The organism is Mesorhizobium sp. WSM4810 (assembly GCF_055811235.1).
On sequence record NZ_JBVVQV010000040.1, the window covers coordinates 16,260 to 38,396 of the forward strand.

13 protein-coding genes and 9 pseudogenes are annotated in these 22,137 nt (G+C 59.0%); 15 read left to right on the forward strand and 7 right to left on the reverse strand.

The features are described 5' to 3' along the window. The 6 genes and pseudogenes from AC0L3O_RS32570 to AC0L3O_RS32595 form a co-directional block, all read left to right on the forward strand. A partial coding sequence (locus AC0L3O_RS32570; protein ID WP_473617709.1) for a group II intron maturase-specific domain-containing protein occupies nt 1-321 on the forward strand: 321 nt, incomplete at its 5' end. An 80-nt stretch (nt 322-401) separates the two neighbouring features. Then, nucleotides 402-896 (forward strand): annotated as a pseudogene (locus tag AC0L3O_RS32575) (IS630 family transposase); the annotation flags it as partial. 919 nt (nt 897-1,815) lie between these two features. Then, nucleotides 1,816-2,113: pseudogene (locus tag AC0L3O_RS32580) on the forward strand (UPF0262 family protein). Nucleotides 2,114-2,455: 342 nt separating this feature from the next. Next, nucleotides 2,456-3,814, forward strand: a complete 1,359-nt coding sequence (locus AC0L3O_RS32585) for a Glu/Leu/Phe/Val family dehydrogenase (RefSeq protein WP_473617728.1) — start codon at nt 2,456-2,458, stop codon at nt 3,812-3,814. A gap of 410 nt (nt 3,815-4,224) precedes the next feature. Further along, a pseudogene (locus tag AC0L3O_RS32590) lies at nt 4,225-5,209 on the forward strand (IS110 family RNA-guided transposase). 189 nt (nt 5,210-5,398) lie between these two features. Continuing rightward, a pseudogene (locus AC0L3O_RS32595) lies at nt 5,399-5,842 on the forward strand (transposase); the annotation flags it as partial. A 67-nt stretch (nt 5,843-5,909) separates the two neighbouring features. Here the strand turns inward: AC0L3O_RS32595 and AC0L3O_RS32600 are convergent. Further along, nucleotides 5,910-6,864: pseudogene (locus tag AC0L3O_RS32600) on the reverse strand (ABC transporter ATP-binding protein). A 7-nt stretch (nt 6,865-6,871) separates the two neighbouring features. Then, on the reverse strand, nt 6,872-7,144 hold the full coding sequence (locus AC0L3O_RS32605; RefSeq protein ID WP_473617729.1) for an oligopeptide/dipeptide ABC transporter ATP-binding protein: 273 nt from the start codon (nt 7,142-7,144) through the stop codon (nt 6,872-6,874). On the opposite strand from AC0L3O_RS32605, the gene AC0L3O_RS32610 reads away from it, so the two are divergent. After that, nucleotides 7,076-7,291: a hypothetical protein gene (locus tag AC0L3O_RS32610; RefSeq protein WP_473617732.1), complete on the forward strand. Its 216-nt coding sequence runs from the start codon at nt 7,076-7,078 to the stop codon at nt 7,289-7,291. The genes AC0L3O_RS32605 and AC0L3O_RS32610 overlap by 69 nt on opposite strands. On the opposite strand, the pseudogene AC0L3O_RS32615 reads toward AC0L3O_RS32610, so the two are convergent. Further along, nucleotides 7,280-8,059: pseudogene (locus tag AC0L3O_RS32615) on the reverse strand (ATP-binding protein). The gene AC0L3O_RS32610 and the pseudogene AC0L3O_RS32615 sit on opposite strands and share 12 nt — an antisense overlap. A 262-nt stretch (nt 8,060-8,321) precedes the next feature. Here AC0L3O_RS32615 and AC0L3O_RS32620 point away from each other — a divergent pair. The 4 genes and pseudogenes from AC0L3O_RS32620 to AC0L3O_RS32635 form a co-directional block, all read left to right on the forward strand. Beyond that, nucleotides 8,322-8,594 (forward strand): annotated as a pseudogene (locus tag AC0L3O_RS32620) (transposase); the annotation flags it as partial. 536 nt (nt 8,595-9,130) lie between these two features. Next, complete coding sequence (locus AC0L3O_RS32625; protein ID WP_473617710.1) at nt 9,131-9,271, forward strand: hypothetical protein; 141 nt, start codon at nt 9,131-9,133, stop codon at nt 9,269-9,271. A gap of 40 nt (nt 9,272-9,311) precedes the next feature. Beyond that, nucleotides 9,312-10,343: a group II intron reverse transcriptase/maturase gene (ltrA, locus tag AC0L3O_RS32630; protein ID WP_473617712.1), complete on the forward strand. Its 1,032-nt coding sequence runs from the start codon at nt 9,312-9,314 to the stop codon at nt 10,341-10,343. A gap of 53 nt (nt 10,344-10,396) precedes the next feature. Continuing rightward, nucleotides 10,397-11,175, forward strand: a pseudogene (locus AC0L3O_RS32635) (transposase family protein); the annotation flags it as partial. Between the two features lie 175 nt (nt 11,176-11,350). Here the strand turns inward: AC0L3O_RS32635 and AC0L3O_RS32640 are convergent. From AC0L3O_RS32640 to AC0L3O_RS32655, 4 genes are all read right to left on the reverse strand, one after another. Further along, nucleotides 11,351-11,566, reverse strand: coding sequence for a hypothetical protein (locus AC0L3O_RS32640; RefSeq protein ID WP_473617713.1), 216 nt, complete (start codon nt 11,564-11,566; stop codon nt 11,351-11,353). Between the two features lie 446 nt (nt 11,567-12,012). Further along, entirely contained in the window at nt 12,013-12,948 is a 936-nt protein-coding gene (gene kce / locus AC0L3O_RS32645; protein WP_473617714.1) for a 3,5-dioxohexanoate:acetyl-CoA acetone transferase, read from the reverse strand. Between the two features lie 237 nt (nt 12,949-13,185). Continuing rightward, nucleotides 13,186-13,371 (reverse strand): hypothetical protein, encoded by a 186-nt coding sequence (locus AC0L3O_RS32650; RefSeq protein WP_473617716.1) that lies wholly within the window; start codon nt 13,369-13,371, stop codon nt 13,186-13,188. A 712-nt stretch (nt 13,372-14,083) separates the two neighbouring features. Continuing rightward, entirely contained in the window at nt 14,084-15,376 is a 1,293-nt protein-coding gene (locus AC0L3O_RS32655) for an ATP-grasp domain-containing protein (protein WP_473617717.1), read from the reverse strand. 739 nt (nt 15,377-16,115) lie between these two features. Between AC0L3O_RS32655 and AC0L3O_RS32660 the strand changes: the two are divergent. From AC0L3O_RS32660 to AC0L3O_RS32675, 4 genes and pseudogenes are all read left to right on the forward strand, one after another. Continuing rightward, nucleotides 16,116-16,856, forward strand: a pseudogene (locus AC0L3O_RS32660) (IS1634 family transposase); the annotation flags it as partial. A gap of 740 nt (nt 16,857-17,596) precedes the next feature. After that, nucleotides 17,597-18,697 (forward strand): ABC transporter substrate-binding protein, encoded by a 1,101-nt coding sequence (locus AC0L3O_RS32665; protein WP_473617718.1) that lies wholly within the window; start codon nt 17,597-17,599, stop codon nt 18,695-18,697. A 252-nt stretch (nt 18,698-18,949) separates the two neighbouring features. Continuing rightward, a complete protein-coding gene (locus AC0L3O_RS32670; protein ID WP_473617730.1) occupies nt 18,950-19,948 on the forward strand; it encodes an ABC transporter ATP-binding protein in 999 nt (332 codons plus the stop codon). A 7-nt stretch (nt 19,949-19,955) separates the two neighbouring features. Then, complete coding sequence (locus AC0L3O_RS32675; RefSeq protein WP_473617720.1) at nt 19,956-21,734, forward strand: ABC transporter permease subunit; 1,779 nt, start codon at nt 19,956-19,958, stop codon at nt 21,732-21,734. The last annotated feature ends 403 nt before the right edge of the window (nt 21,735-22,137 follow it).

Consider the following 22,137-nt stretch of genomic DNA (forward strand, 5'->3'; position numbering starts at 1 on the left):
CAGCTCAATCCACTCCTTCGGGGATGGATAGCCTATTACGGCCGTTACAGCCGTTCGGCCCTGTCCACTCTGGCTGAAATTGCCCAACAGCTCAATCCACTCCTTCGGGGATGGATAGCCTATTACGGCCGTTACAGCCGTTCGGCCCTGTCCACTCTGGCTGATTACGTCAACCGGAAGCTCAGGGCGTGGATCATGCGTAAGTTCAAGCGCTTTCAGTGTCATAAGACGCGTGCCAGCCTCTTCGTGAGAAAGCTGGCGCGGGAAAATCCAGGACTGTTTGTGCACTGGAAGGCGTTCGGAACGAATACGTTTGCCTGATGGGAGCGGTGTGAATCGAGAGGTTCACGCACCGTTCTGCGAGAGGCCGGCAGGTGAAATTCCTCCAGCCTACTCACCCCTGGATCAAGACCAACATGGCTCCGCTGCGGGGTCGGGGGCCGAAGGGCAAGCGGCTGGGCGGCTTGGCTCCGCACGGCCACTGGCGCACGCTGACCTTCCTCGGCGCGCTGCGCTGGGATCGGCTCACAGCGCCTTGCGTCTTCAACGGACCGATCAAGGGCCAATGCTTCCGGGCCTATGTCGAGCAGCAGCTCATCACGGTGCTAAAGCCCGGCGATATTGTCGTCATGGATAATCTGGGAAGTCATAAGTCGGCGGCCATCAGGCAGATGATCAAAGCTGCCGGCGCCAGGCTTTGCTACCTGCCGCCCTATTCCCCGGACCTCAATCCGATCGAGCAGGCCTTCGCCAAGATCAAACACTGGATGCGCCAAGCTCAGAAACGTACCGTCGAGGACACTTGGCGCCACATCGGCCAGCTCGTCGAAACCATTGAGGCAGCCGAATGCAAGAGCTACTTCGAAAACGCCGGCTACGCTTCCGTCAAAACCTGAAACGCTCTAGGATAACTTCTCGGACCACGATGGGCGCGGCCACCGTCCATCCGCTCGCGACATCAGCGCCACATAGCGCCCATAATGGCCGCGGAAGACTTCTCTACATGATAAGGGCCAGGCCCGGCGCGTTCATCTTCATGGGCAACGGCATGACCGCCGCCCTCCATCATTCCCGAGTATGATCTCAATGACAACGCACTGCCCCACGGAATTGCTTTAGGGATAGATCTGGCAGCGCGGGCAAAGTAAGACCCTCGCCCGCGCTGCCCAGTAAAGAATACATGCCTGGGTTAACCTTACGGGCTACTCATAGACTTCGCCGATCACATAGGTCGTCCTCTCGAGCTCGCTGATTGATGATGCGGCCACCACCGCCTACAGATCAAAGTCCCGTACCGAGTGAGGGGACATAGAAGGGCACGGAGAGCCGAACGTCCCTTGCCACATGAAGCCCGCCGGGCGGCCCGGAACCTCCGATGAATTCGAGGTCGCGGTTCAGGGCCCTTTTACCAGGATGTGTTGTGGTTTAAGGGATTGGCTCCGATCATACATCTTTGCCCGCCGAAATAACTCTCGACGCTAGTGCGCGGGTAACCAATCCGACTAACGTCACGTGCGTATAGTTTCGCGAAGCCAGCTCGCGCGCAAAAGGCAACGGTTACCTGTGGAATTGGCACGATTGCAAAAAGGGGATCCCTTGACGATGCAAACGGCGATCAAACAGTGAGTGAGTCATACGAATGAAATCCACGGCGACGCGGGATCGGCGCTTGAACGTCCATCGTTTGATGGGATGCGGAGCAGAAGCGATGTGCGCCGCTGAACTCCGGCTCTGTCATGTGTCGCTTGAGCGCTCTTTCTGCGGCAGCAGCGAAGTGCGAGTAGAGCGGAACAAGCAATTGCAATCCGCGACCTCCTGGAAAGTAACACGTTCATCCCAGGCGGACACGACGGCGGGCCTTACCGCCTCAGCATTGGTTGGCGCTGCACATCGCTACCGAAAGGGGGGGCGCACGTCGTGAGCCACTTTCTGTCACCCACTCCGTTCCGCCGGCTGATCGAGGATTACGCCTTCATTTGCGACAACTACTACGATGCCATCGATCGAAATGACTCGGCGCGCGATCCACAACGAAGCTGCCGAACTACTGAGAGAACGTCTCTCATCGAAGGTGAGCGTTGACAAAGCACCGCTCGTCGGCTGCCCACGCTGATTTACGCCCTGCTTGGGCGGAATACCCCGTCGCATTGTGTTGAGGTGAAAGGGAACTCCTAGCACTGCAGGGCACCAAGACAGAAGTTATCAAGAGTTGAGTGCAGCCACGGCGTTGTGGGTCCGGTCAGTGTCTGCAGACTGTAATGTCCACACCCGGTGACCGGCCTGCATTCTTAATCGCGAGCGTCGAGCAATTAAAAGAAGGATATCCGAGTTGCGAACACCACCAGAGCGTCATGCGGGCGAGGCGTGCCCTGCGATGACCACGGCAAGCGCGGTTCAGCGGGAAGCCTGTGCCACGAGTTTTCTGGAGAGCGTTGGCCAGAATTTCCGCCAAGCTATGTCGTTCCTCGATCTGCCGGAGGGACTTGCCGAGCGGATCATCCAGTGCAACTCAACCTATACGGTGCGCTTCGGCGTCAGGTTGCGGGGGCGGATGTACAGCTTTATCGGCTGGCGCTCGGTGCACAGTGAGCATTGCGAGCCGGTCAAAGGTGGTATCCGCTTTGCGCCCGATGGCGATGCCGAGGAGGTGGAGGCGCTCGCGGCGCTGATGACGTTAAAATGCGCGCTGGTTGATGTGCCGTTCGGAGGCTCGAAAGGAGCACTCAAAATCGATCCGCGCGAATGGAGCCCGCAGGAGCTCGAGCGCATCACCCGGCGCTTCACCCAGGAACTCACCAAGCGCGGCCTGATCGGTCCCGGCCTCAACGTGCCGGCTCCGGACGTTGGCACGAGCGAACGGGAGATGGCCTGGATGGCCGACGAGTTCCGTCGCGCCAACCCCACCGAGGTAATCAACGTACGCGCCTGCGTCACAGGAAAGCCGCTCTCCAAAGGCGGGATTGCCGGACGCACGGAGGCGACGGGCAGGGGCGTGCAGTTCGCCATCCAGAGCTATCTCCGGGATTCCCGTACCCCGGGGATTGCGGGGGGACGGCGCGACCTCAAGGGCGCATCCGTGATCGTACAAGGGTTCGGCAACGTCGGCTACCACGCTGCCAAGTTCCTCTCCGAGGAAGACGACGCGCGGATCACCGTCATCGCCGAGCGCGACGGATATGTCGCCAATCCGGAAGGTCTTGCGATAGAGCCGCTGAAGCAGCATCAGCTGCGTACCGGCAGCATCCTCGGATTTGACGGAGCAACTTCATTCGCCGGCGACATGACGGGTCTGGAACAGCCCTGCGACATCCTCATCCCGGCGGCGATGGAGAATGCCATTCACGTCGAGAATGTCGCGCGCATGAAGGCACATCTCATCGTCGAAGCCGCCAACGGCCCCGTCACCTTCCAGGCCGATCACATGCTGCGCTCTCGAGGAGTAACCGTCCTTCCCGATCTCTACGTCAATGCTGGTGGCGTAGTCGTCAGCTACTTCGAGTGGGTGAAGAACCTAACCCATATTCCGTTCGGCCTGATGGAAAGGCGGCGGCGGGAGCGACGCAACCGCACGATTGCGACTGCCCTTGAGCGGATGACAGGCCAGCCATTTCCCGCTGACATTCGCGATGAGTTCCTGGAGGGTGGTGCCGAGATCGATCTCGTCCGGTCCGGCCTAGAAGATGTCATGCGCAGCACTTGGACACGTATCGCCGATCTCCTTGAGGAGCAGCCGGACCTCGGCGACTACAGGACGGCCGCCTACATCGCGTCTATTCGGAAGGTCGCTGACGCATATGAGGCCATAGGCATCTGAGCCCGATCCGGCGCGAACGGCCGAATCGGCCCTGCTGAAGCTACAGCCTGCCGCCGCTGTCCGGTCGTCACACGACCGAGACCTATGCGCGGCGCCCTCTGCCGGTGTCCTCCCCACCGGCAGGGGCTGTTTTCAACGCACCGGATAGGGCCAGTTGCTGCGCGCCGCCGAGCGCGGGTTTGAGACACCCTTCGGGTCGGTTGTCACCCGAAATCAACAGCGGTGACGTTGCCCCTTTGGCTTAATCCGGTTTGAAGTTCGCTCTGGCCCAACGTGAGGACCAGAGAATGAAGCGCAGCTGTTTCAGTGAAGAGATGGGGTATTCGGTTCAGCTTGCTGAACGCCTGGCCCTTTTTCGGATCATGACGTTCGTCTGATGCTCAGAGCCGACCTGGCAAGAGGAGATCAGCATGAGCGTTTATGCAGGACTGGATACTTCACTCGACGCAGTAGCTATTTGCGTTATCGCCGAGACCGGCGAGATGCTGTGGCAGGGGAAGGTGCTCGGTGACCCGGATGCCGTGACGGCTGCACTTCAGCGATGGCGAGACGATCTCGTTCGCATTGGCTTGAAAGCTGGTGCGACATCGGAGTGGATCGGCGTTTGGTCGACGAGGGCTTCCCTGCCGTGTGTCTCGAGAGTCGACATGTCAAAGCGGCTCTGGGCGCGATGACGGTGAAGACGGACCGGAATGATGCGCAAGGGATTGCACAGATTGTCCGTACAGGTTGGTTCAAGGCAGTTCATCTGAAGTCCGCTGCCAGCCAGAGGCTGCGCACGCTCACCGCCGCGCGCAAGGCTGCCGTCAGGGCGGTCACTGCCAACGAGCAGGTCATCCGAGGCTTGTTGCGTCCCCTGGGGCTAAAGATTGGCGCCGTCACGCGCGTTCGATTCGAGGCAAGGGTCTGTTGCTGGGTATCTTTGAACCGCTCTTGGAAATGCACAGGTGTCTGCGCGAGAACCTGGCGGATCTGTACCGGCTCGTCCTGAGAGCGGTTCGAGTGGATCCCATCTGCCGTGGCCTCATGACCATGCCTGGCATAGGACCCGTCACCGCGCTCACCTACAGGGCAACGATCGATGATCACAAGCGCTTCCGCCGATCCAGGTCGGTCGGTGCGTATCTCGGCCTCACACCGCGAAGATATCAGTCTGGAGAAGTCGACAGGGTCGGTCGCATCACCAAAGTGGGTGACAGTGAGACGCGAACGGCCTTGTTCGAGGCGGCCAACGTCACCTGCGCCCGACGACCCGATGGTCGAGCATGAAGGCTTGGGCAAATTGCCAATCGACAGGGTGCCCGACGTGCAAAGGTCGCGCTCGCTAGACTAATGGCAGTTACCCTTCACCGCATGTGGGTTGACGAACAGGATTTCCGTTGGTCGGCAGCTTAGACTGAGCCGTCCACGCAATAGCGAGCTCTCGATGCAGGGCGCGGTCCGGACGAGTTCGCATGATCTGTCGTTGCCGGTTCCCGAGCACGCCGAAGAGCTTTGAACCGATCGGACCCACGGACACCATCATGCCGGCGGCTGCGTGCCGACCGCGAACAGAAGCAAAGAACCTGCATCGAACGTCACGCCTTGACTGGAGGACACCGAATACAGAAGCAGATCATCGGGATTTTGAAGGAGCACGACGCCAGAGTTTCGGTGGCCGATCTCTGCCGCAAGCACGGGGTCAGCGACGCCAGCATCTACAAATGGAAGGCGAAGTTTGGTGGCATGGACGTGTCGGAAGCGAAGCGGCTGAAGACGCTGGAGGATGAGAACGCTCGTCTGAAGCGGCTCCTGGCGGACGCCATGCTCGACAATGCCGCTTTAAAAGATCTGCTCGGAAAAAATGGTGACGCCCGCTGCCGAGCGAGAGGCTGTCGCGCATCTTCGAACGGCATTCGAGATGAGCGAGCGGCGGGCGTGCAAGACCATCGGCTGCTGCCGATGACGGTTCGCCACAAGGCGAGCCGTGGCGACGACGGTGACCTGCGGCGGATGAAGGCGATCGCGCATGAGCGCCGGCGCTTCGGCTAAGCCCGCAGGCGCAACGGGAAGGTTTGATCAAAGGAACTCAGTAGCTCGTCGATCTCGGCGTCGGTCAAGCGACCCATCGGTCGCCAGCCACCTTTCGCCAGGCCGGTTGCTCTACCGTGCACCGGTCGAATGCGACCGGGCAGCGGGTGCGAAACCGACACCCCGAAGGCGGATTGGCTGGGCTCGGCACATCGCCCGCCAGGATGATGCGGCGGCGCCCACGTTCGACCCTCGGATCCGGCAGCGGGACCGCAGAAAGCAACGCCTTCGTGTAGGGATGCATTGGGTCTTTGTAGATGATGTCGCTTGGGCCGAGTTCCATCACCTTGCCCAGATACATCACCGCGACATCGTCACCGAGGTGACGGACCATTGCAAAGATCGTGGCTGATAAAGAGGTATGTCAGCGAGAACTGTTCCTGAAGGTCTTTCAGGAGATTGACCACCTGGGCTTGGATGGACACATCCAAGGCGGCAATCGGCTCATCGCAGACAATGAAGTCCGGATTAAGCGCGAGCGCTCTGGCAATCCCAATGCGCTGGCGCTGGCCGCGGATAGCGGTTGGCGAACCTCGGATTCAGACCAACGGAATCGAGCAACTCGCGAATCCGCCTCTCCTTTTCCGCGCCTTTCAGCACACCATGCTCATTGAGCGGTTCGGCGATGATCGAGGCGTCGGTCATGCGCGGATTAAGACACGCCTGCGGATCCTGGAAGATCATCTGCATGCGCGGGCGGATCCGGCGCAGTTTATTGCCCTTCAGATGCGTGATGTCTTCGCCATCAAACACGATGCGGCCCCCGGTAGTGTCGCAAAGGTCGTCGTCTTGCCGCAGCCGCTCTCGCCCACCAGCCAAAGCGTTTGGCCGCGCCTGACTTCCAGGTTCACACCGTCCAGCACTCTGATGGCGCCAGCTTGGCGCCCGAAGACACCCTGATAAGTCGGGTAGTGCAAGGCCAGGGCACTGACGCGGAGCAGCACATCGTCTCGGCCAGGCTGTGCTTCTCTGGTGAGGATACTTGTCTCAGATATTGTCGCGCGGCCTCTGCTCGGTCACATCCCACCAGCAGGTAGCTTCGTGACCATCTCTCACCGGCATCAGCGGCGGCCTCTCGACGCGGATCGGAAAGGCGGTTAAGTCTGGCGGCTGGCCGACGACACTCTTCGATCGCTCCTGTCCCGCTCGGTCGGGCCTCGGCAATGTCTCCAGAAGCGCGCATGTATAGGGGTGACGGGGATCTGCATAGAGATCATCGACTGCGGCGCACTCGACAACGAGTCCGCCGTACATGACCATAACCCGATCGGCGATCCCGGCTACCACACCGAGATCATGCGTAATGCAGATGATGCTCATGCCGATTTCATGGCGGAGCTTCTTGACGAGATCCAGGATCTGGGCCTGGATCGTCACGTCAAGCGCGTCGTCGGCTCATCCGCTTGAGCATCTTTGGCAGGCAAGTGCAATAGCGATCATCGCCCGCTGGCGCGTTCCGCCGAAGAACTGGTGGGGATAGTCGTTTATCCTGTCCTGTGCCGAGAGTATGCCGACCAGCGAGAGAAGCTCGATCGCACGCTTGCGCGCCTCGCCACGGATGAGACCGAAATGCTTCCTTAACGGCTCCATCAGCTGGTAACCGACCGTAAATAGGCCGGAACGACGCTTTTCGCGAAGCCGGTAGCTATCGCCACGGATGGTTATCACTGTCGAATGATGAAGCAGGCGATCAAGGATCGCCGTTGCCACCACGGGATCGCTAAACACGCTGCCCCATTCGCCCACCGAGCGGTGTGATCAGGATCGATCCCCGCTCATAACGCCGCGACACCAGCTGGAAGAACAGATGTGCGGCATTGGCTTCGAACGGAGATAGCCGAGCTCGTCGATGATCAACAGTTTCGGTCGCGACAGGGTGGTCAGCTGCTTTTCGAGTGAACCGTCGTCATGCGCCTTGGCCAGCATCGCCACGAGCGTGGCCGCCGTGACGAACTGGACGCTATGGTTCTGCCGGATCGCCTCGCGCCCGAGAGCCCCGCCAGATGTGTTTTGCCCGTACCTGGAGGTCCAAGGAACAGGACCGTGTCGCCATAGGCAAACCGGCGGCAGGTGGCCAGCTCCCGGATTTGGCGCTGATCCAGCGACGGCTACCCGTCGAAGTCGAAGCCATTCGAGTTCGCGCACGAACGGGAACTGCGCGATCTTGCCTGCCATGGAGATGCGCCGCTCGTCGCGCCGCGCGATCTCGCGCGTTACGAGGAAGGCCAAAGCCTCGCGCAGGACGGGTTAATTTCCGCAACCTGATCACTGATTTTAGTCCTCCGTGAAGAACATTTAGGCGATTGATTTGGTTTATTGTCGGTATTGTGGGTTTTGTTTTTGCAGGAAAAGCGTGTCTGAGGCGGCGTTTTCTTGCAAATTGCTTTGATGGTTTTGGTGTGATTCACTGCTCCAAACGGTGATTTGGAGGGCGAGGATGAAGCCTCGGGAACCAGTCGAGACGGGTCAGAACGACATGTTCCGCTCGCGCCTCGACCAGATCATCGACATGGGTCATGAGGAGGCCGTGCTGGCCAACCGGATCGACTGGCAATTCCTGGCGGAGCGGTTTGGCCAAGCCTCCAGCGACGAGGCGGTCCATCCGCCGCTGCCGACCCGTCTGATGGCTGGGCTGCACATCCTCAAATATGCCGAGAACCTGTCCGACGAGGTGTTGTGCGCCCGCTGGCTGGAGAACCCCTACTACCGTGTGCCTCGAAGCTGATGCGTATTTGCCAGCGCAACTGTGTCGAAGATGGGAGACGAGGCCTCCCGGAGCCGGCCTGCAGGGGCAGGCTCCAAACCGCCCCATGCGGCTGCGCACAAAAGGCGTGCTCGTGAGGGATGGGGGAAAGGCGGCGCTCGACGCCGTCAGGTGAGTGTTGAGAAGATGAGCGCAAGCGAGCCGCTGATGACGCATCGAAATGGGTTCAGACGCTGTCGAAACGGGCGTCGGGTAATAACGCCCGGAGGAGTGTGGACGACACCTGCTTACGGTCCACGCGGCAGCCGGTGCATAGGCGGCATGAGCTCTTCACAGGCTTCGGCACGGAACGAGGGAACCTGGCATGGGGTGCCAAGGGAAATCCGCAAGCGGCGCACACCGCGAGGGAGAAATACCGATACCCATGACGGGGACGGAGCAGCCTGTAGTAGCGGTGAAGTGGCTGTAATGGCAATGGAGCGAAGGGGCTGCGTTACCCGGTCCGATCTCAGGCGCCAACCGGCTCTGCCGGGAGGAGCGCCATGAAGTCGGGCAAACCTTTGCCGATCACCAAGCACATGGTCTGGAGGGCCTACAAGCTGGTGGAAGGGAATGGAGAAGCGGCGGGCGTCGATGGTCAGAGCCTGAGCGACTTCGCAAGAGCTACTTCCCGCTGGCGGTGAGGCGCGTGGAGATTCCCAAGGCCGGCGGGGCGTGCGACCTTTGGGCATCCCGACGGTCGCGGACCGCGTCGCGCAGATGGTGGTCAAGCAGCATCTGGAGCCGGGGCTGGATCAAGTGTTCGATCCGGATTTCTACGGTTATCGGCCGGGGAAATCCGCCCATCAGGCGGTAGAGCAGGCGCGCAAGCGCTGCTGGGAGTATGACTGGGCTCTGGACCTCGACATCAAGGGCTTTTTCGACACGATCGATCATGGTCTCTTGCTGCGAGCGCTCCGGAAACACTATCAGGACGACTGGGTGCTGCTCTACGTCGAACGATGGTTGACAGCCCCGGTAAAGATGCCGGATGAGAGCCTCCGGAAACGGGAGACCGGAACACCGCAAGGTGGGGTGGTCAGCCCGCTGCTCGCAAACCTGTTTCTACACTACGCGTTCGACATGTGGGTGCGGCGGAGCTTTCCGCACATCCCATTTGAACGCTATGCTGATGATGCGATCTGCCATTGCCGGACACGGCAGGAAGCGGAGCGACTGAAAGAGGCGTTGGAGCAGAGGTTTGCGGAGTGTCACCTGACGCTGCATCCTGAAAAGACCCAGGTGGTCTACTGCAAGGACAGCAACCGACGAGGGACCTATCCGCGTATCCAGTTCACCTTTCTCGGCTTTGCGTTCCGGCCGCGCATGGCGAAGAACCGCTGGGGGAAGCTCTTCACGAACTTCCTTCCGGCAGTGAGCCCGCAGGCGCTCAGGCGCATGCGGGATCGCATCAGAGGGTGGCGCTTGCCGCATCACGCGCCACTTCCGCTGGTCGATGTTGCCCGAATGCTCAATCCGGTCCTGCGGGGCTGGTGGCAGTACTACGGACGCTTCTACCCGGCGGAAATGTGGAAGCTATTCACATACTTCGACGAACGTCTCGGGGCTTGGCTCCGAAAGAAGTATAAGACGCTGAAAAGGTCACCGGGGACGGAGCCTGCGGCGGCTGAACGGCATTGCACGGCGCACTCCCTCGCTCTTCGTACATTGGGCGCGCCTTGGTCACGCAACGGTTGGGTGACAAGAGCCGTATGAGCCGAGAGGCTCACGTACGGATCTGTGAGGGGCTGAGGGTGAAATTCCCTCGGCCCACTCGACAGTTCTTCTGCAGGGAGGAATTCTCTCGCCACGAACTCCCTTTCGAACGGTCGTCGATGACGCGCTGGCGCCAGAGGATGGGCGAGGAGCGCCTGCAGGCGCTGTTGCAGGAGAGCCTGGCCATGGCGGTGAAGGTCGGCGCGGCCAGACCCGCCGACTTCACCAAGATCATCGTCGACACCACGGTGCAGGAAAAGAACGTCGGCTTTCCCACTGACGCCAAGCTGATCCACCAGGCACGCGAGCAGCTGGTAAGCCTGGCGCGAAAGGCCGGGATCAATCTGCGCCAGAGCTACAGCCGCGTCGGCAAGTTCGCACTGATCAAGCAGCAGCGTTACGCTCACGCAAAAAAGTTCAAGCGCGCCAAGGCCAAGCTTAGGCAACTCAAGACCTATCACGGCCGCACCATCCGTGACATCGGTCGCAAGACTGCTGGCAATGCGGAGCTGGAACAGGCCTTTCGCCGCCCCTTATGGCAAGCAACCAGATTAAGCGTATTCTCGCCGATGCCGGTTACAAGGGCCACAACGCACCGCAAACACACAAGCTCAGGGTCTTCACCGCAGGCCAGAAACGAAACGTCACCCCCGCCCTCAAGCGTCAGATGAGGCGACGCTCTGCCGTCGAACCCGTCATCGGTCACATTAAGAACGAGCACCGGATGGGCCGAAACTATCTCGCCAATCAAGCCGGCGACTCAGCCAACCCGATCCTCGCGGCCATCGGCTACAATTTCAGCCTCATCCTCAAATGGATCAAGCCTCTTTGACTCATCTTCTGCTACGCATTCAGTATCTCAAATCACCCCAAATCGCGTAGTTCACGATCGACGTTTTATAATGCCGCATTCGCCACATCAACTCCTGCAGAGAAGTCTGCGCTGGCCGAGATTTCTCGGTGAGCATCCCAACTTTGAAATTGCCGGTTACGCGTGCAGTACAGCGTCAGGCTAGGAAGCAGATCGTTTCCGGGCGGTTCCTGCCGCGCTTGCCCGCGTGTCGCTGCGCGAACCGACCAAACTCGACCAACTTGGTCTTGATCGGCTCGAGAGCAAGGCCGAACTTGCCAACGGTGACGAAGGGCGTCTGTGACGCGGAGCGCATCCTCACGATGTTGGAAGCAGATCTGACTTCCACCCGACCATCAGCCCCTTCAATCACGACCACATTCTCCCAGCCGAGGGCGCGGGCGTGCGTCTTCAGGGCGTACTGGCGTCGTCGGCTCTCGGGGTTGTTGGCAAGCTGGTCCGGGGTGGACTGAATATAGAGCTGCGCGCCAGGTGATCGGCAGTGATTTTAGTCATCGTCCGTCTCCTCCGGTATTCTGACCGGGGCGAGGCGATCGCTCAGAAGAGCTTTGAGCAAGCTCACGATCTCCGCGTGCCTCAACACCCAGCCCCGGACGCACGTCAAGGCGCAGGAACAGGCCGGTGGCGCTGCCAGAGAGGGCGGCGCCCTGCTGCAGGGCATTGCCCGCTGCGGCCATTGCGGGCGGCGGCCGGAGGCCGATAGGAATTGGCTGTAGCTCTTGGGAGTCTTAGCCGTGTTTGGTGCCTTAGAGACCTCAACCGCACTGGTGACCGTCGCGCGTTCTACCATTTGTCATCTCAGCCATCGCCACGCCCCTGTCCCCTGAGCGCGAGCATCTGCCGGGCATCGTCCGGTGTTGCGATATCGAAGGACAAAAGGGTCAGGATGTCCCGCATCCGCGCCACCTGCTCCGCATTGGACCGGGCGAGCTTGCCTTTCTCAAGGTAGAGGTTGTCTTCCATCCCCACCCGCACGTTCGAGCCCATGGTTGCCCCCATGATGCACAGCCGGAACTGATGCTTTCCGGCTGCAAGGACAGACCAATGATAATCGGAGCCGAACAGCCGGTCGGCGACGTTGCGCATGTGAGTCATGTTGTCGGCATCGAGGCCGATCCCGCCGCTGAACCCGAATACTGTTTGTATTATGAAGGGCCGCGTCAGCAGGCCGATATCCGCGAAGTAGGCGACGTTGTACAAATGCCCCACGTCGTAGCATTCGCATTCGAAGCGTGTGCCGCCAGCACCGACTTCTTTGATTGTTCGTGTGATGATGTCCTCGGTATTCGGATAGACCCGGGACGGCGCTGCCGCGAACAGTTCCTGCTCCCACGAGTGCTGCCAATGCTCGGATTTTTCGAGAACCCTTTGCCGTCCGTAGGGAGAAATCGATCCCATATTCAGCGAGGCCATCTCCGGTTTGAATCGCAGGGCGGCCGCGATCCTGTCTTCGACGGTCGCCTTTGGCCCACCACTCGTCGTGATGTTTACGATCACGTTGGACTCGCGGCGCACCCGATTGATTGCCGGCGCATATACGTCAGGTTCCAGTACCGGACGGCCGTCCTCCGGATTGCGAGCGTGGAAATGGACGATGGCCGCACCCGCCTCCGCCGCACCGATGGCCTCCTTGGCGATCTGCTCTGGAGTGATCGGTAAATATGGCGACATAGTTGGCGTGTGCGCCGCTCCTGTCACCGCGCACGTGATGATGACTTTGCGTCCTGCGGACATGAAATCGCTCCAGTGATCTGACCTGAAAAATTCATGGGCCGGGGGATGTGGTGCAAACCATTGAAAGACGTAGAATTTGGTTGTCGAAGCCGATCCGAATCATTTCCCGGAGACCACACCCGTCATGACCGATCCTCTCGAGATGGCGATCGCTGCGCGTGATCCGGCGCCGGGCAGCTTGATCCACCGTACTGACCGCGGCATACAATATGCGTGTGGTGCCTGTCTTCTCAACCTTCACGGCATCCAGCCAAGCCTCAAGGCTTCTTGAAAATCGAGATCCAGCTGCTGCTGGCCGACTCTCTGTTCCAGTTCGGCGATACGCCGTCTCGCCTTGGCGAGCGCCTTCTCCTCAGATGACGCCATCTCACCCGATTGCTGCAATGGCTCCGACGGGAAAGCCGACGCCTTCCCGACGTCCACGACGGCGCGCCTAGAGGCTGCCGGTTAAGCGCAGGCGATCAAGCGAATCGTACAGCCGATGCCGGCTAACCCTGGCCTCCCTTGCCAATTCACTGATATTCTCGCCCACTTCCATGCGCTGCAGAAGCGAGAGCTTGTCCTCTTCATTGATGATCCTTTGCGATCCAGTGCACAGTTTCCTGATTTTGCGGGAAACTGTCCGCTATTTTCTCTGTCTCAGTCCAGGGGGCACTCCAGACTATCCCGTTTCTGCGAAATACGGAGGGAACCCACGAATATGAAGCAGCAACCTTTGGCCTTGATCTCGCAAAAGCGCGTTTTTCACGTCATGTCTCCGATGCTGCAGGCCATGCGCTGCAGAGCAGGACATAATGTGCGGCTCATGCCCATCCTACGTGCGTATCGTCAACCGAGTGAACGACCGCGCCTACACGGTCGATCGCATTCGTGTAGCGCGTCGATAATGAAGGCGTGTCGCCATCCACTGCGATTGCCATATGATTGATGTAGGCAATGAAATCTCGCCATTAACGATGAGATGATCGACCCGCTGCTTGATCGCCGCGCCATTGCCTCGAGTCCATTCCGCCTTATCGTCGCACCGCATACTAGGAGGTGAACCCTTTGTGGCCAAACTCCCTTCCGGAGACGGATCAGCTAGTCGCCGACATTGGCAACCGGATGCCGGTCGATTTGAACAGTTGGGTGACCATCACCCCTTACCTGGCGCTGCCTGCGCTGGTGCGGAGAGGTGAGAGGCCGCTGATTGTTCCCGTTGGGGCGGAAATGGTGCGATCGACCAATCGATTAGTTCAACGGCACGGTGAAGTATCGCCTCGGTCTGAGCAGCGCTGGGTGAGGCGGCGATGACATGTCCGATCTTGTCTCGGTAATCCCCTTTCCTGACGATCGGCGCTTTGGGTTTAATGTACAATTTCACCTCGACAACACCTGGCACAGCAGCCGCCTGACTGACCCCATCAATCGAATCGAGGATGCCATCGCGATCAGGAAGTAGGGACCGCGTGGCTGCAGTTTGCGAATGCTTTCTGCGCAGATCACATTCCTCGCCGGTGGCGAGCTTGATGTGCTCGGAGATTAGATCGACACCATAAGCCAGCTGAACCATTTGAGGATCGGGGGCGCCAACAAGACGCGGGTTGACTTCAATCACGACTGGGCCACGCTTCGTCCACCGGAGCTCAATGTTCGTTGGCCCCCAGCCGAGGCCGAGAGCTCGCAAACACCTCAGCGAAAGATCGGCGATAAGCTTATGCTCGTCATCAGTCAGCGGCGCCGGATAGGCGCACTCACGAAAGACGAAATGCGGTGGGGGGCCAGAGTCACCGGTGGCGATCCCAATAACCTCATTTCCCATTGCCTGAACGGTATAGTAGGGTCCTTGTGCGAATTCTTCGACCAGGATCCTTGGCGAAGACCGCCATATATGCTTGCCGCCTAACAGATAGGTCGTATGTTCGGCCAACTCATCGACGTTGCGGCACAACCGGACCCCGCTGCTACCGCTGCCAACGGCTGGCTTTAGGATCACCGGCATGCCCACCTCAGCAGCAGATCTTTCTACTTCCGTCGCAGACGCTGCCAAGCGATAAGCAGGTATTGGAACGCCGGCCTCCGCGAATAGCTGACGTTGAATGAACTTGTCGCAGGATCGTTCAATGGATGCGGGATTCGGTCCCGGTAGATCGAAATGCCGGCAGAGCTTGCCAACTGTCGCATAAACCGACTCATCGTCGCCCGCAAAGCCAGTGATGCCAGCAATGTCATAGGTTGCACGCAGCCGGGAACATTCGTGGATGAGCGCATCGAGATTGTCTGTATCGACACGGACTGCCTCAATCCCTTCCGACGCAAGATAGTCGTACTGAGTCGGATCACCCGACAGGGTAATCGGATGAAGGCCAAGACGCTGGGCCGCTTGGACGTATCGCAGACCATTACCCCTTGGATGGCCTTCAATCAGAATAAGCGCTCTTCTTGCCATTGGCGTCGACCTCCGTTACGTGGTCTGAGCGCACCCAGGCATCAGGCGACCTCAGACTATGCCGTGAGGTACCATTGTTAGCGGTTAGCGGTCGCAAAGATTCTGTAAAATTGTTTGGAGGATTTGTTGCACCGTTTTACCTACCAGCGTCTGGCAGGGAGCGTTTCGACCATTTTGAAGCGTTGCGATCTTTGCAGGACGTCAGACTGTAGTTTAGCCAGTCAGTCATGCTGCGTTGCGTTCGCTGGTACTGTCTATGTCTACTCTCAAGCTGCGCCTGCAAGAGATCATGGCCGAGCGCAGCATTCGCTTGTCGCCTTTGTTGCCGAAATGATTTAATCGAACGCAAGCGGGGGCGTTAAGGCGAATGGTAGATTGATGAAACCCAGTCTTTGTATGTAGTCTAGAGCAATTCCAGGAAAAGTGTGAAGCGGTTTTCCGTTTCGGAATTGCGTCAAAACAAAGAGTTAGAGTGGTTCACCGTTTCCGTGAAACGGTGAACTGTTAATGCCGCCCGGCGTCGCTCCTGAAGCCGGGAGAGGCGTTGTTGCAGGCCAGCGATACGCGGTTCGAATTCAGCCTTGTCGATGACGCCCTCGGCATAGCTGTCGATCAGCCGATGCCACGACGCAAGCTGGTTATCTGTCGCTCCAGACGGACGATCTCATCCGGCTCGCGGGTTTCGTCGCGGGCTTGGAGGAGGGGCGGCGGTATTCGTCGGCCACGCGGCGCGGGTCCTGGCGGCATGATCCCGGCGAGCATCGCGGCGCTGGAGGCGCGGAAGTTGGAATATATCCTCGGCGCCCGCGAACGCTCCAGCGTCATCGTGCGCAATCTGGTGATGAACGACGAGCAGCCGTTTACGCCGCTCTTGGTCGAGCGGGTCAAGGGCGAGACCCAGCTGTTCGTGAAACAGGTCAAGCTCTCCGGTCAGCGCTACATCGTCTGCCGCAACGAAGCCGAGGCCGAAAAGCACAAGGCCGATCGCCAGGCGATCGTGGAGGGACTGCAAAAGCAGCTGAAGAAAGGCGAAAAGGCGCTGATCGGCAACAAGGCCTATCGACGCTATTTGAAGGCTGTCACCAAGGACGCCTTCGAGATCGATCTCGGCAAGCTGGCCCAAGAGGCCCGCTAGACGGGATCTTCGTCTTAAGGACCGACGCCAGGATCACGCCCCTGCAGGCGGTCCTTCGCTACCGCGACCTTCTGCCGGTGGAGGTTCTGTTCCGCCGGGCTAAGGAGCTGATGCGCACCCGGCCAATCTATCACAGCTCGGATGAGGCGATCCGCGCTCACTGTTCGGCTCGTTCCTGGCTCTGCTGCTGGAGAAGGAATTGGCGGATCTTTGCGCCGCCAAAGGCTTCAGCGTCGAATGGGCGATCTGCTGCACGACCTGGGCCGGCTGCAGGAGGCCACGATCGAGAAGGACGGCAAGCGCATCACCACCCGAACCCACGTGAAAGGCCAAGTCGGGTCCGTGCAAACACCCCTTCTCGCGCCTGCAACGCTGCCGGCACAGGAGGTTCGCGCCCTGCTGACCACGCGCAAGCTTGCAGGCGAAGGGGCACGATGTCGAGATGAGCATCCGCGGGGTCTTGCGCGGTTTTGGCCTGAAGGTTGGCCCGACGACGCCGAAGACGTTGAGCGGCGGGTTCGCAAACTGGTCGCCCATCATGACACGCTGGAGCAGATTGCCGAGGCTCTTCTCAATGCCCGAGCAGTGCTGCTGTGCGAGTTCAAGACGATCGAGAAGCGTCTTGTCGAGTGGCACGTCGCGATGCGCAGGTGCGCAGGGTCGACGGACGCAATGACCCCCATATCATTATCTTCCGTGACTGCTCACAGCCATCTCAGTCCTAGATGGGACCGATATGCAAATTGCATTTGACGAGGGCGCTGGGCCGCTGTTTTGTTTTGAGATGCTAGCATCCTCACCAATAGTTTTGGAACAACGGATGCACTGCTTTGAGGCTTTCCGGGAGATGCAGGCCGGCTGAGGATTTCGCTGACAGCTTGAAGCGCTGCCTGATTCTAACGTTGGTAAGCCCAACGCGCAGCATTGCACAAACCTGCGTATGGCTTCAACGACGAAGCCTTGCCATATGCATCGGCTATTGGGTGCTTGGTTGAGACTACGCTGGCGGCCCGAGACTAAGGCCGAAGTTGCGAAACACTAAAGGAAATCCTGCCCAGCGGCGGGAACAATGAGGGAGAACAAAAATGGTGTCGATAGACCGCAGACGTTTCATCCACGGGGCATCCGCTATCGCAGTAGGTGCGATGTCTTACCAACCCCGCCGCGCTGCAGCCAAATCCGCGGGCGAAGTGATAGCCATGCTTAATGGTGGCGACTACGCAAAGGCCTGCATGGAAGCCTATGTAAGGCCATTCGAAGCTGAGACGGGAATCAAAGTCACCCCGATTACCGATGAATTTTCCATGGCTAAGTTTGAGCTAGAGGTGTCGAACAATAACGTTTCGGTTGATGTGGTTCCCATAGGTCCAGGCTCAACTTTGCAGGCTTCGCGAAAGGGCTACCTCGAAGAAATTGATTACTCCATCTATAAAAGAGACGAGTTGGACGCGATGCTTGACTTCGCCAAGTCTCCGCACAGTGTCGGGTCGATCGTTTACGCGTTATGCATGGTCTACAACATCGAGAAGTTCCCAGCTGACAAACCGCGGCCGGCTACTTGGGCAGAGTTTTGGGACGTCGTGAAGTATCCCGGAGTTCGCACGTTGCCAAACGGCGAGTACGGAGAATTCGGCCCTTGGGAAGAAGCCCTGCTGGCGGACGGTGTGCCTGCTGACGCACTCTATCCTTTGGATATCGATCGAGCTTTCGCGAGCCTGGACAAGATCAAACCGCATATCCGCAAATGGTTCGCTACGGGGTCCGAGATCCAACAGATGCTTCACGATAAGGTTGTCGACCTGGCGGAGTCCTACGATGGCCGGGCCGTTGCATTGATCGACCAAGGCGCGCAGGTTGAGATCAATCGAAACCAGCAAAAGATGACCTGGGAAAGCTGGGCCATCCCGAAGGGCGGCCCGAATCCCAAGAACGCACAGAGATTCATTGAATTCATGACCCGCGCTGACAGGCAGGCAGCTTTTGTACAGCTCATGCCTTACGGCCCAACTAACCGAAATGCGTTCAAAATACTACCAGAAGCTGTCGCGCGTAAATTCGCTAGCCATCCCGATTACTCGGCGTCCACGATAACAATGAACTCCAACTGGTACAATGAGGTAGGATCGGACGGCAAGACCAACAACGACAGAATCATCCAGCGTTGGAACGAGTGGATTCTTCAGTGATCCCCGATCAGAGTATGTGGTGAAGGTGGCGAGGCGCCAGCCCGTCGCCTTCCCGACCTCTTAAATCTCGATGGAACCGCTTCGTCCGACGCTTTTTGCGCTTGGGAGTTTGTCCGCTTGCAGCTACGTCCCGGCAGTATCAAAGGATCACTTGTGACCTTGCATCAAAACATTACCCGGCCATTTGCTGAAAATGAAGCATCGGAGAAAAACACGGTTCCGACGCAGATAGAGTTCCGAAGCGTCACCAAGATGTACGGGGCGGTCTCTGCGGTAAAGAACCTGTCACTTACGGTTCGTCGCGGCGAGTTCCTCACAATTCTCGGTCCAAGCGGTTCGGGCAAGACCACAGCGCTGATGCTGCTCGCCGGGTTCGTGGCGCCTACTGAGGGAGACATCCTGATTGGTGGGAATTCGGTCGCCTCAGTGCCGTCTTATCGGCGCGATCAGGGCATCGTCTTCCAGAGCTATGCGCTGTTTCCGCACCTCACGGTGCGCCGGAATCTGGAATTTCCACTCGAAATGCGCGGCATGAAGGCTGCCGAGCGGGCAGTACAGGTCGATCGAATGCTTGAGCGTGTCCACCTTAAGGATTTCGGCGGCCGTATGCCATCCCAACTGAGCGGTGGGCAACAACAGCGCGTGGCGCTTTCCCGAGCCCTGATCGCCGATCCGCCGCTTCTCCTGCTCGACGAGCCGCTGGGTGCCCTCGACCGCAACCTTCGCGAGCAGATGCAAGGCGAGATTAAAAGCCTGCACCGGGAGTTTGGCAAAACAAGCATCTGCGTCACGCACGACCAGGAGGAGGCGCTCACGCTATCGGATCGCATCATCGTCATGCGCGCCGGAGAAATCGAGCAAACCGATACACCGGAGGCTCTCTATGACCGGCCCGCGACACGATTCGTGGCGCATTTTCTGGGCGAAGCCAACATCCTTGAACCCCCCGGTCTCAAGGTCGAATCCGATGTCGCGCCGCCCTTGGGCACCGTCGCGATGCTCCGGCCGGAGCGTATCTGCGTTGCCGCTCGGGGGGCTCCACGGCAAGCCGACGCGGACCAAAGACAGTTTGTCCCCGGCATTGTCGAAGACATGATTTATGCTGGCCCGTTGCGGAAATACCAAGTGCGCGCCGGGGACAGTGTGCTTATTGTTCGCAAGCACGTGGCTGCGGGCCAACAGATCTTCCGACCTGGCGATGAGGTGCGCCTCGACTGGCTGCGGTCCGACGTTCGCTTTGTCACGGCGTGAGGTTCTGATGAAGACGCTTCGGGAATTTGGCCGAATGCCCATCGCTCTCATTGGGCCGGCCCTCGCCGTGCTTCTCGTGGTATTCGGCATACCAATCGTTCAGCTCTTCCTGACCAGCTTTAACGCACCGGCTTTTTCGATTGCCAACTATAATGAGTTTTTCGGCCAGCCGGCAAATGTTCGCGTCCTCTTCCAGACCATCGAGATTAGTGTAGTAGCCACGGCAATCTGCCTCCTTATCGGCTATCCCACGGCCTATCTGATCGTGGCCGTCTCGAAACGGCTACGCATGGCGCTCATTGTGCTCGTCCTTGTACCCTATCTGACCAGTGGACTGGTGCGGACCTATGCGTGGATCGTGATTCTTGGCGATGGCGGACTGATAAACAATCTGCTGCTTGACCACCGACTTATCTCCAGTCCGCTGCCGCTCATCTACAACCGCATGGCCGTCTATATCGGAATGGTACACATTATGATGCCTATGATGATCCTGCCTCTGGTCAGTGTCATGATGGGCATCGACAAATCGCTGACGGCGGCGGCTCGCAGTATGGGCGCGCGACCGTCCACCGCTTTCTGGCGTGTTTTCTTCCCGCTCAGCATGCCGGGCGTGCGCAGCGGCTGCCTGTTGGTTTTTGTGATCTGCCTCGGATTCTACATCACGCCAGCCGCACTCGGCGGGTTGGGAGACGCCATGCTATCGACCTTCATTGCGTCCCAGGTCCGTAGCTCTTTTGACATGGGACGTGTCGCCGCCTCGGCCTTTGTCCTCCTGGCAGTCGCCATCGTCGTGCTCTCCATGGTCGGGCTTGATCTCTCAGGTACGTCGCGCCTCACGGCGCAACCATCGCTGAAGGCATGGCACCGTCTTTCTCCTTCATTCGGCATGATGAGGCGCTATGTCGGTGAGTTACTTATTTCCTATCGGGCGAAGCGCTGGCTGGCACAGCTCTACCGCGCAGGTGGCGACAGCCGCTGGCCGCAGCTAGTCGGCATAATGTTTCTCGCGCTCGTTATGTTCTACCTACTGTTTCCGGAGCTTCTCGTCGTCATCATGTCCTTCAGTGCCGGGAAGTATTTGGAATTCCCTCCCTCGGGTTTTTCGCTGCAGTGGTATGAATCCTTCTTTGGCGATCCGTCATGGTACGCCGCCGCCTGGACCAGCATCCAGATCGGCTTTATGGTTGTCATCCTGTCGACCATCATCGGCACGCTTGCAGCCTTCGGGCTTAACCGCACCCTTCCGCGCCTGCGCAGCTTCCTGACCATGGCGATACTGACGCCCATCACCTTTCCGGTTATCGTCGTCGGCATAGCGACCTATCTCGGGCTGATCAAACTCGGGCTGCTCGGTTCGATGACCGGCATTGTCCTGGCGCATACCATCGGCGCTATCGGCTATGTCGTCGTAATCGTCTCGGCGTCGCTGGCCAATTTCGACCCGCAGCTGGAGCAGGCAGCTATGAGCATGCGGGCTGGGCCACTGCAGACCTTCATGAGGGTGACGCTGCCCCTAATTCGGCCGGGTATAATCGGCGGCGCTGTGTTCGCATTCCTTCACTCCTTTGATGAGGTCGTCATTGCATCTTTGGTAGGAGGGATGTCGATGCGCACCCTGCCTCTAAAGATGTGGGAAGATATTCGCCATCAGATCGACCCGACAATTGCCGCAGTAGCGACGCTGTTGATCCTTTTGCCCCTGTTCATATTAATGATCCTCTACGTCGTGGGGTGGAGATCGACGCTGGGCCTTCAGCGCGCGCGTCCAGCACCCGCTGCTTGAGAGGGCGCCTTCAGTGTCAGAGGTCGGTAGCCCCGTTTTGTAGGGTGAAACTGCTCTTGATCCATGCATCACGGCCAAGAATTTAAGGCCAATTTCGGCGTTGCTGGCGCGGATGTCATTCGCGGCGATCTAACGCTCGTGTCGACCTGCATCGCATATCCCTGTCCTTAAATGTCCGCGATGGCTTGGTCACATGCAATGTGCCCTGCGCTAGGGCCCGCCAAAGCGTACCGGATAGCTGTCCACCTTTCGACGGAGACCAACTTGACGCGAGCGCATCCCAAGAGTCTACTTCTTCTGTCATCTGATAACGCGATGGTACCGTTCGCGACTCTATGTTGGCGCTTCCAACGCCAAGTGTGCATACTTCAGGGGCAGTGTTTCCAACAGCATCAGTCTCGTC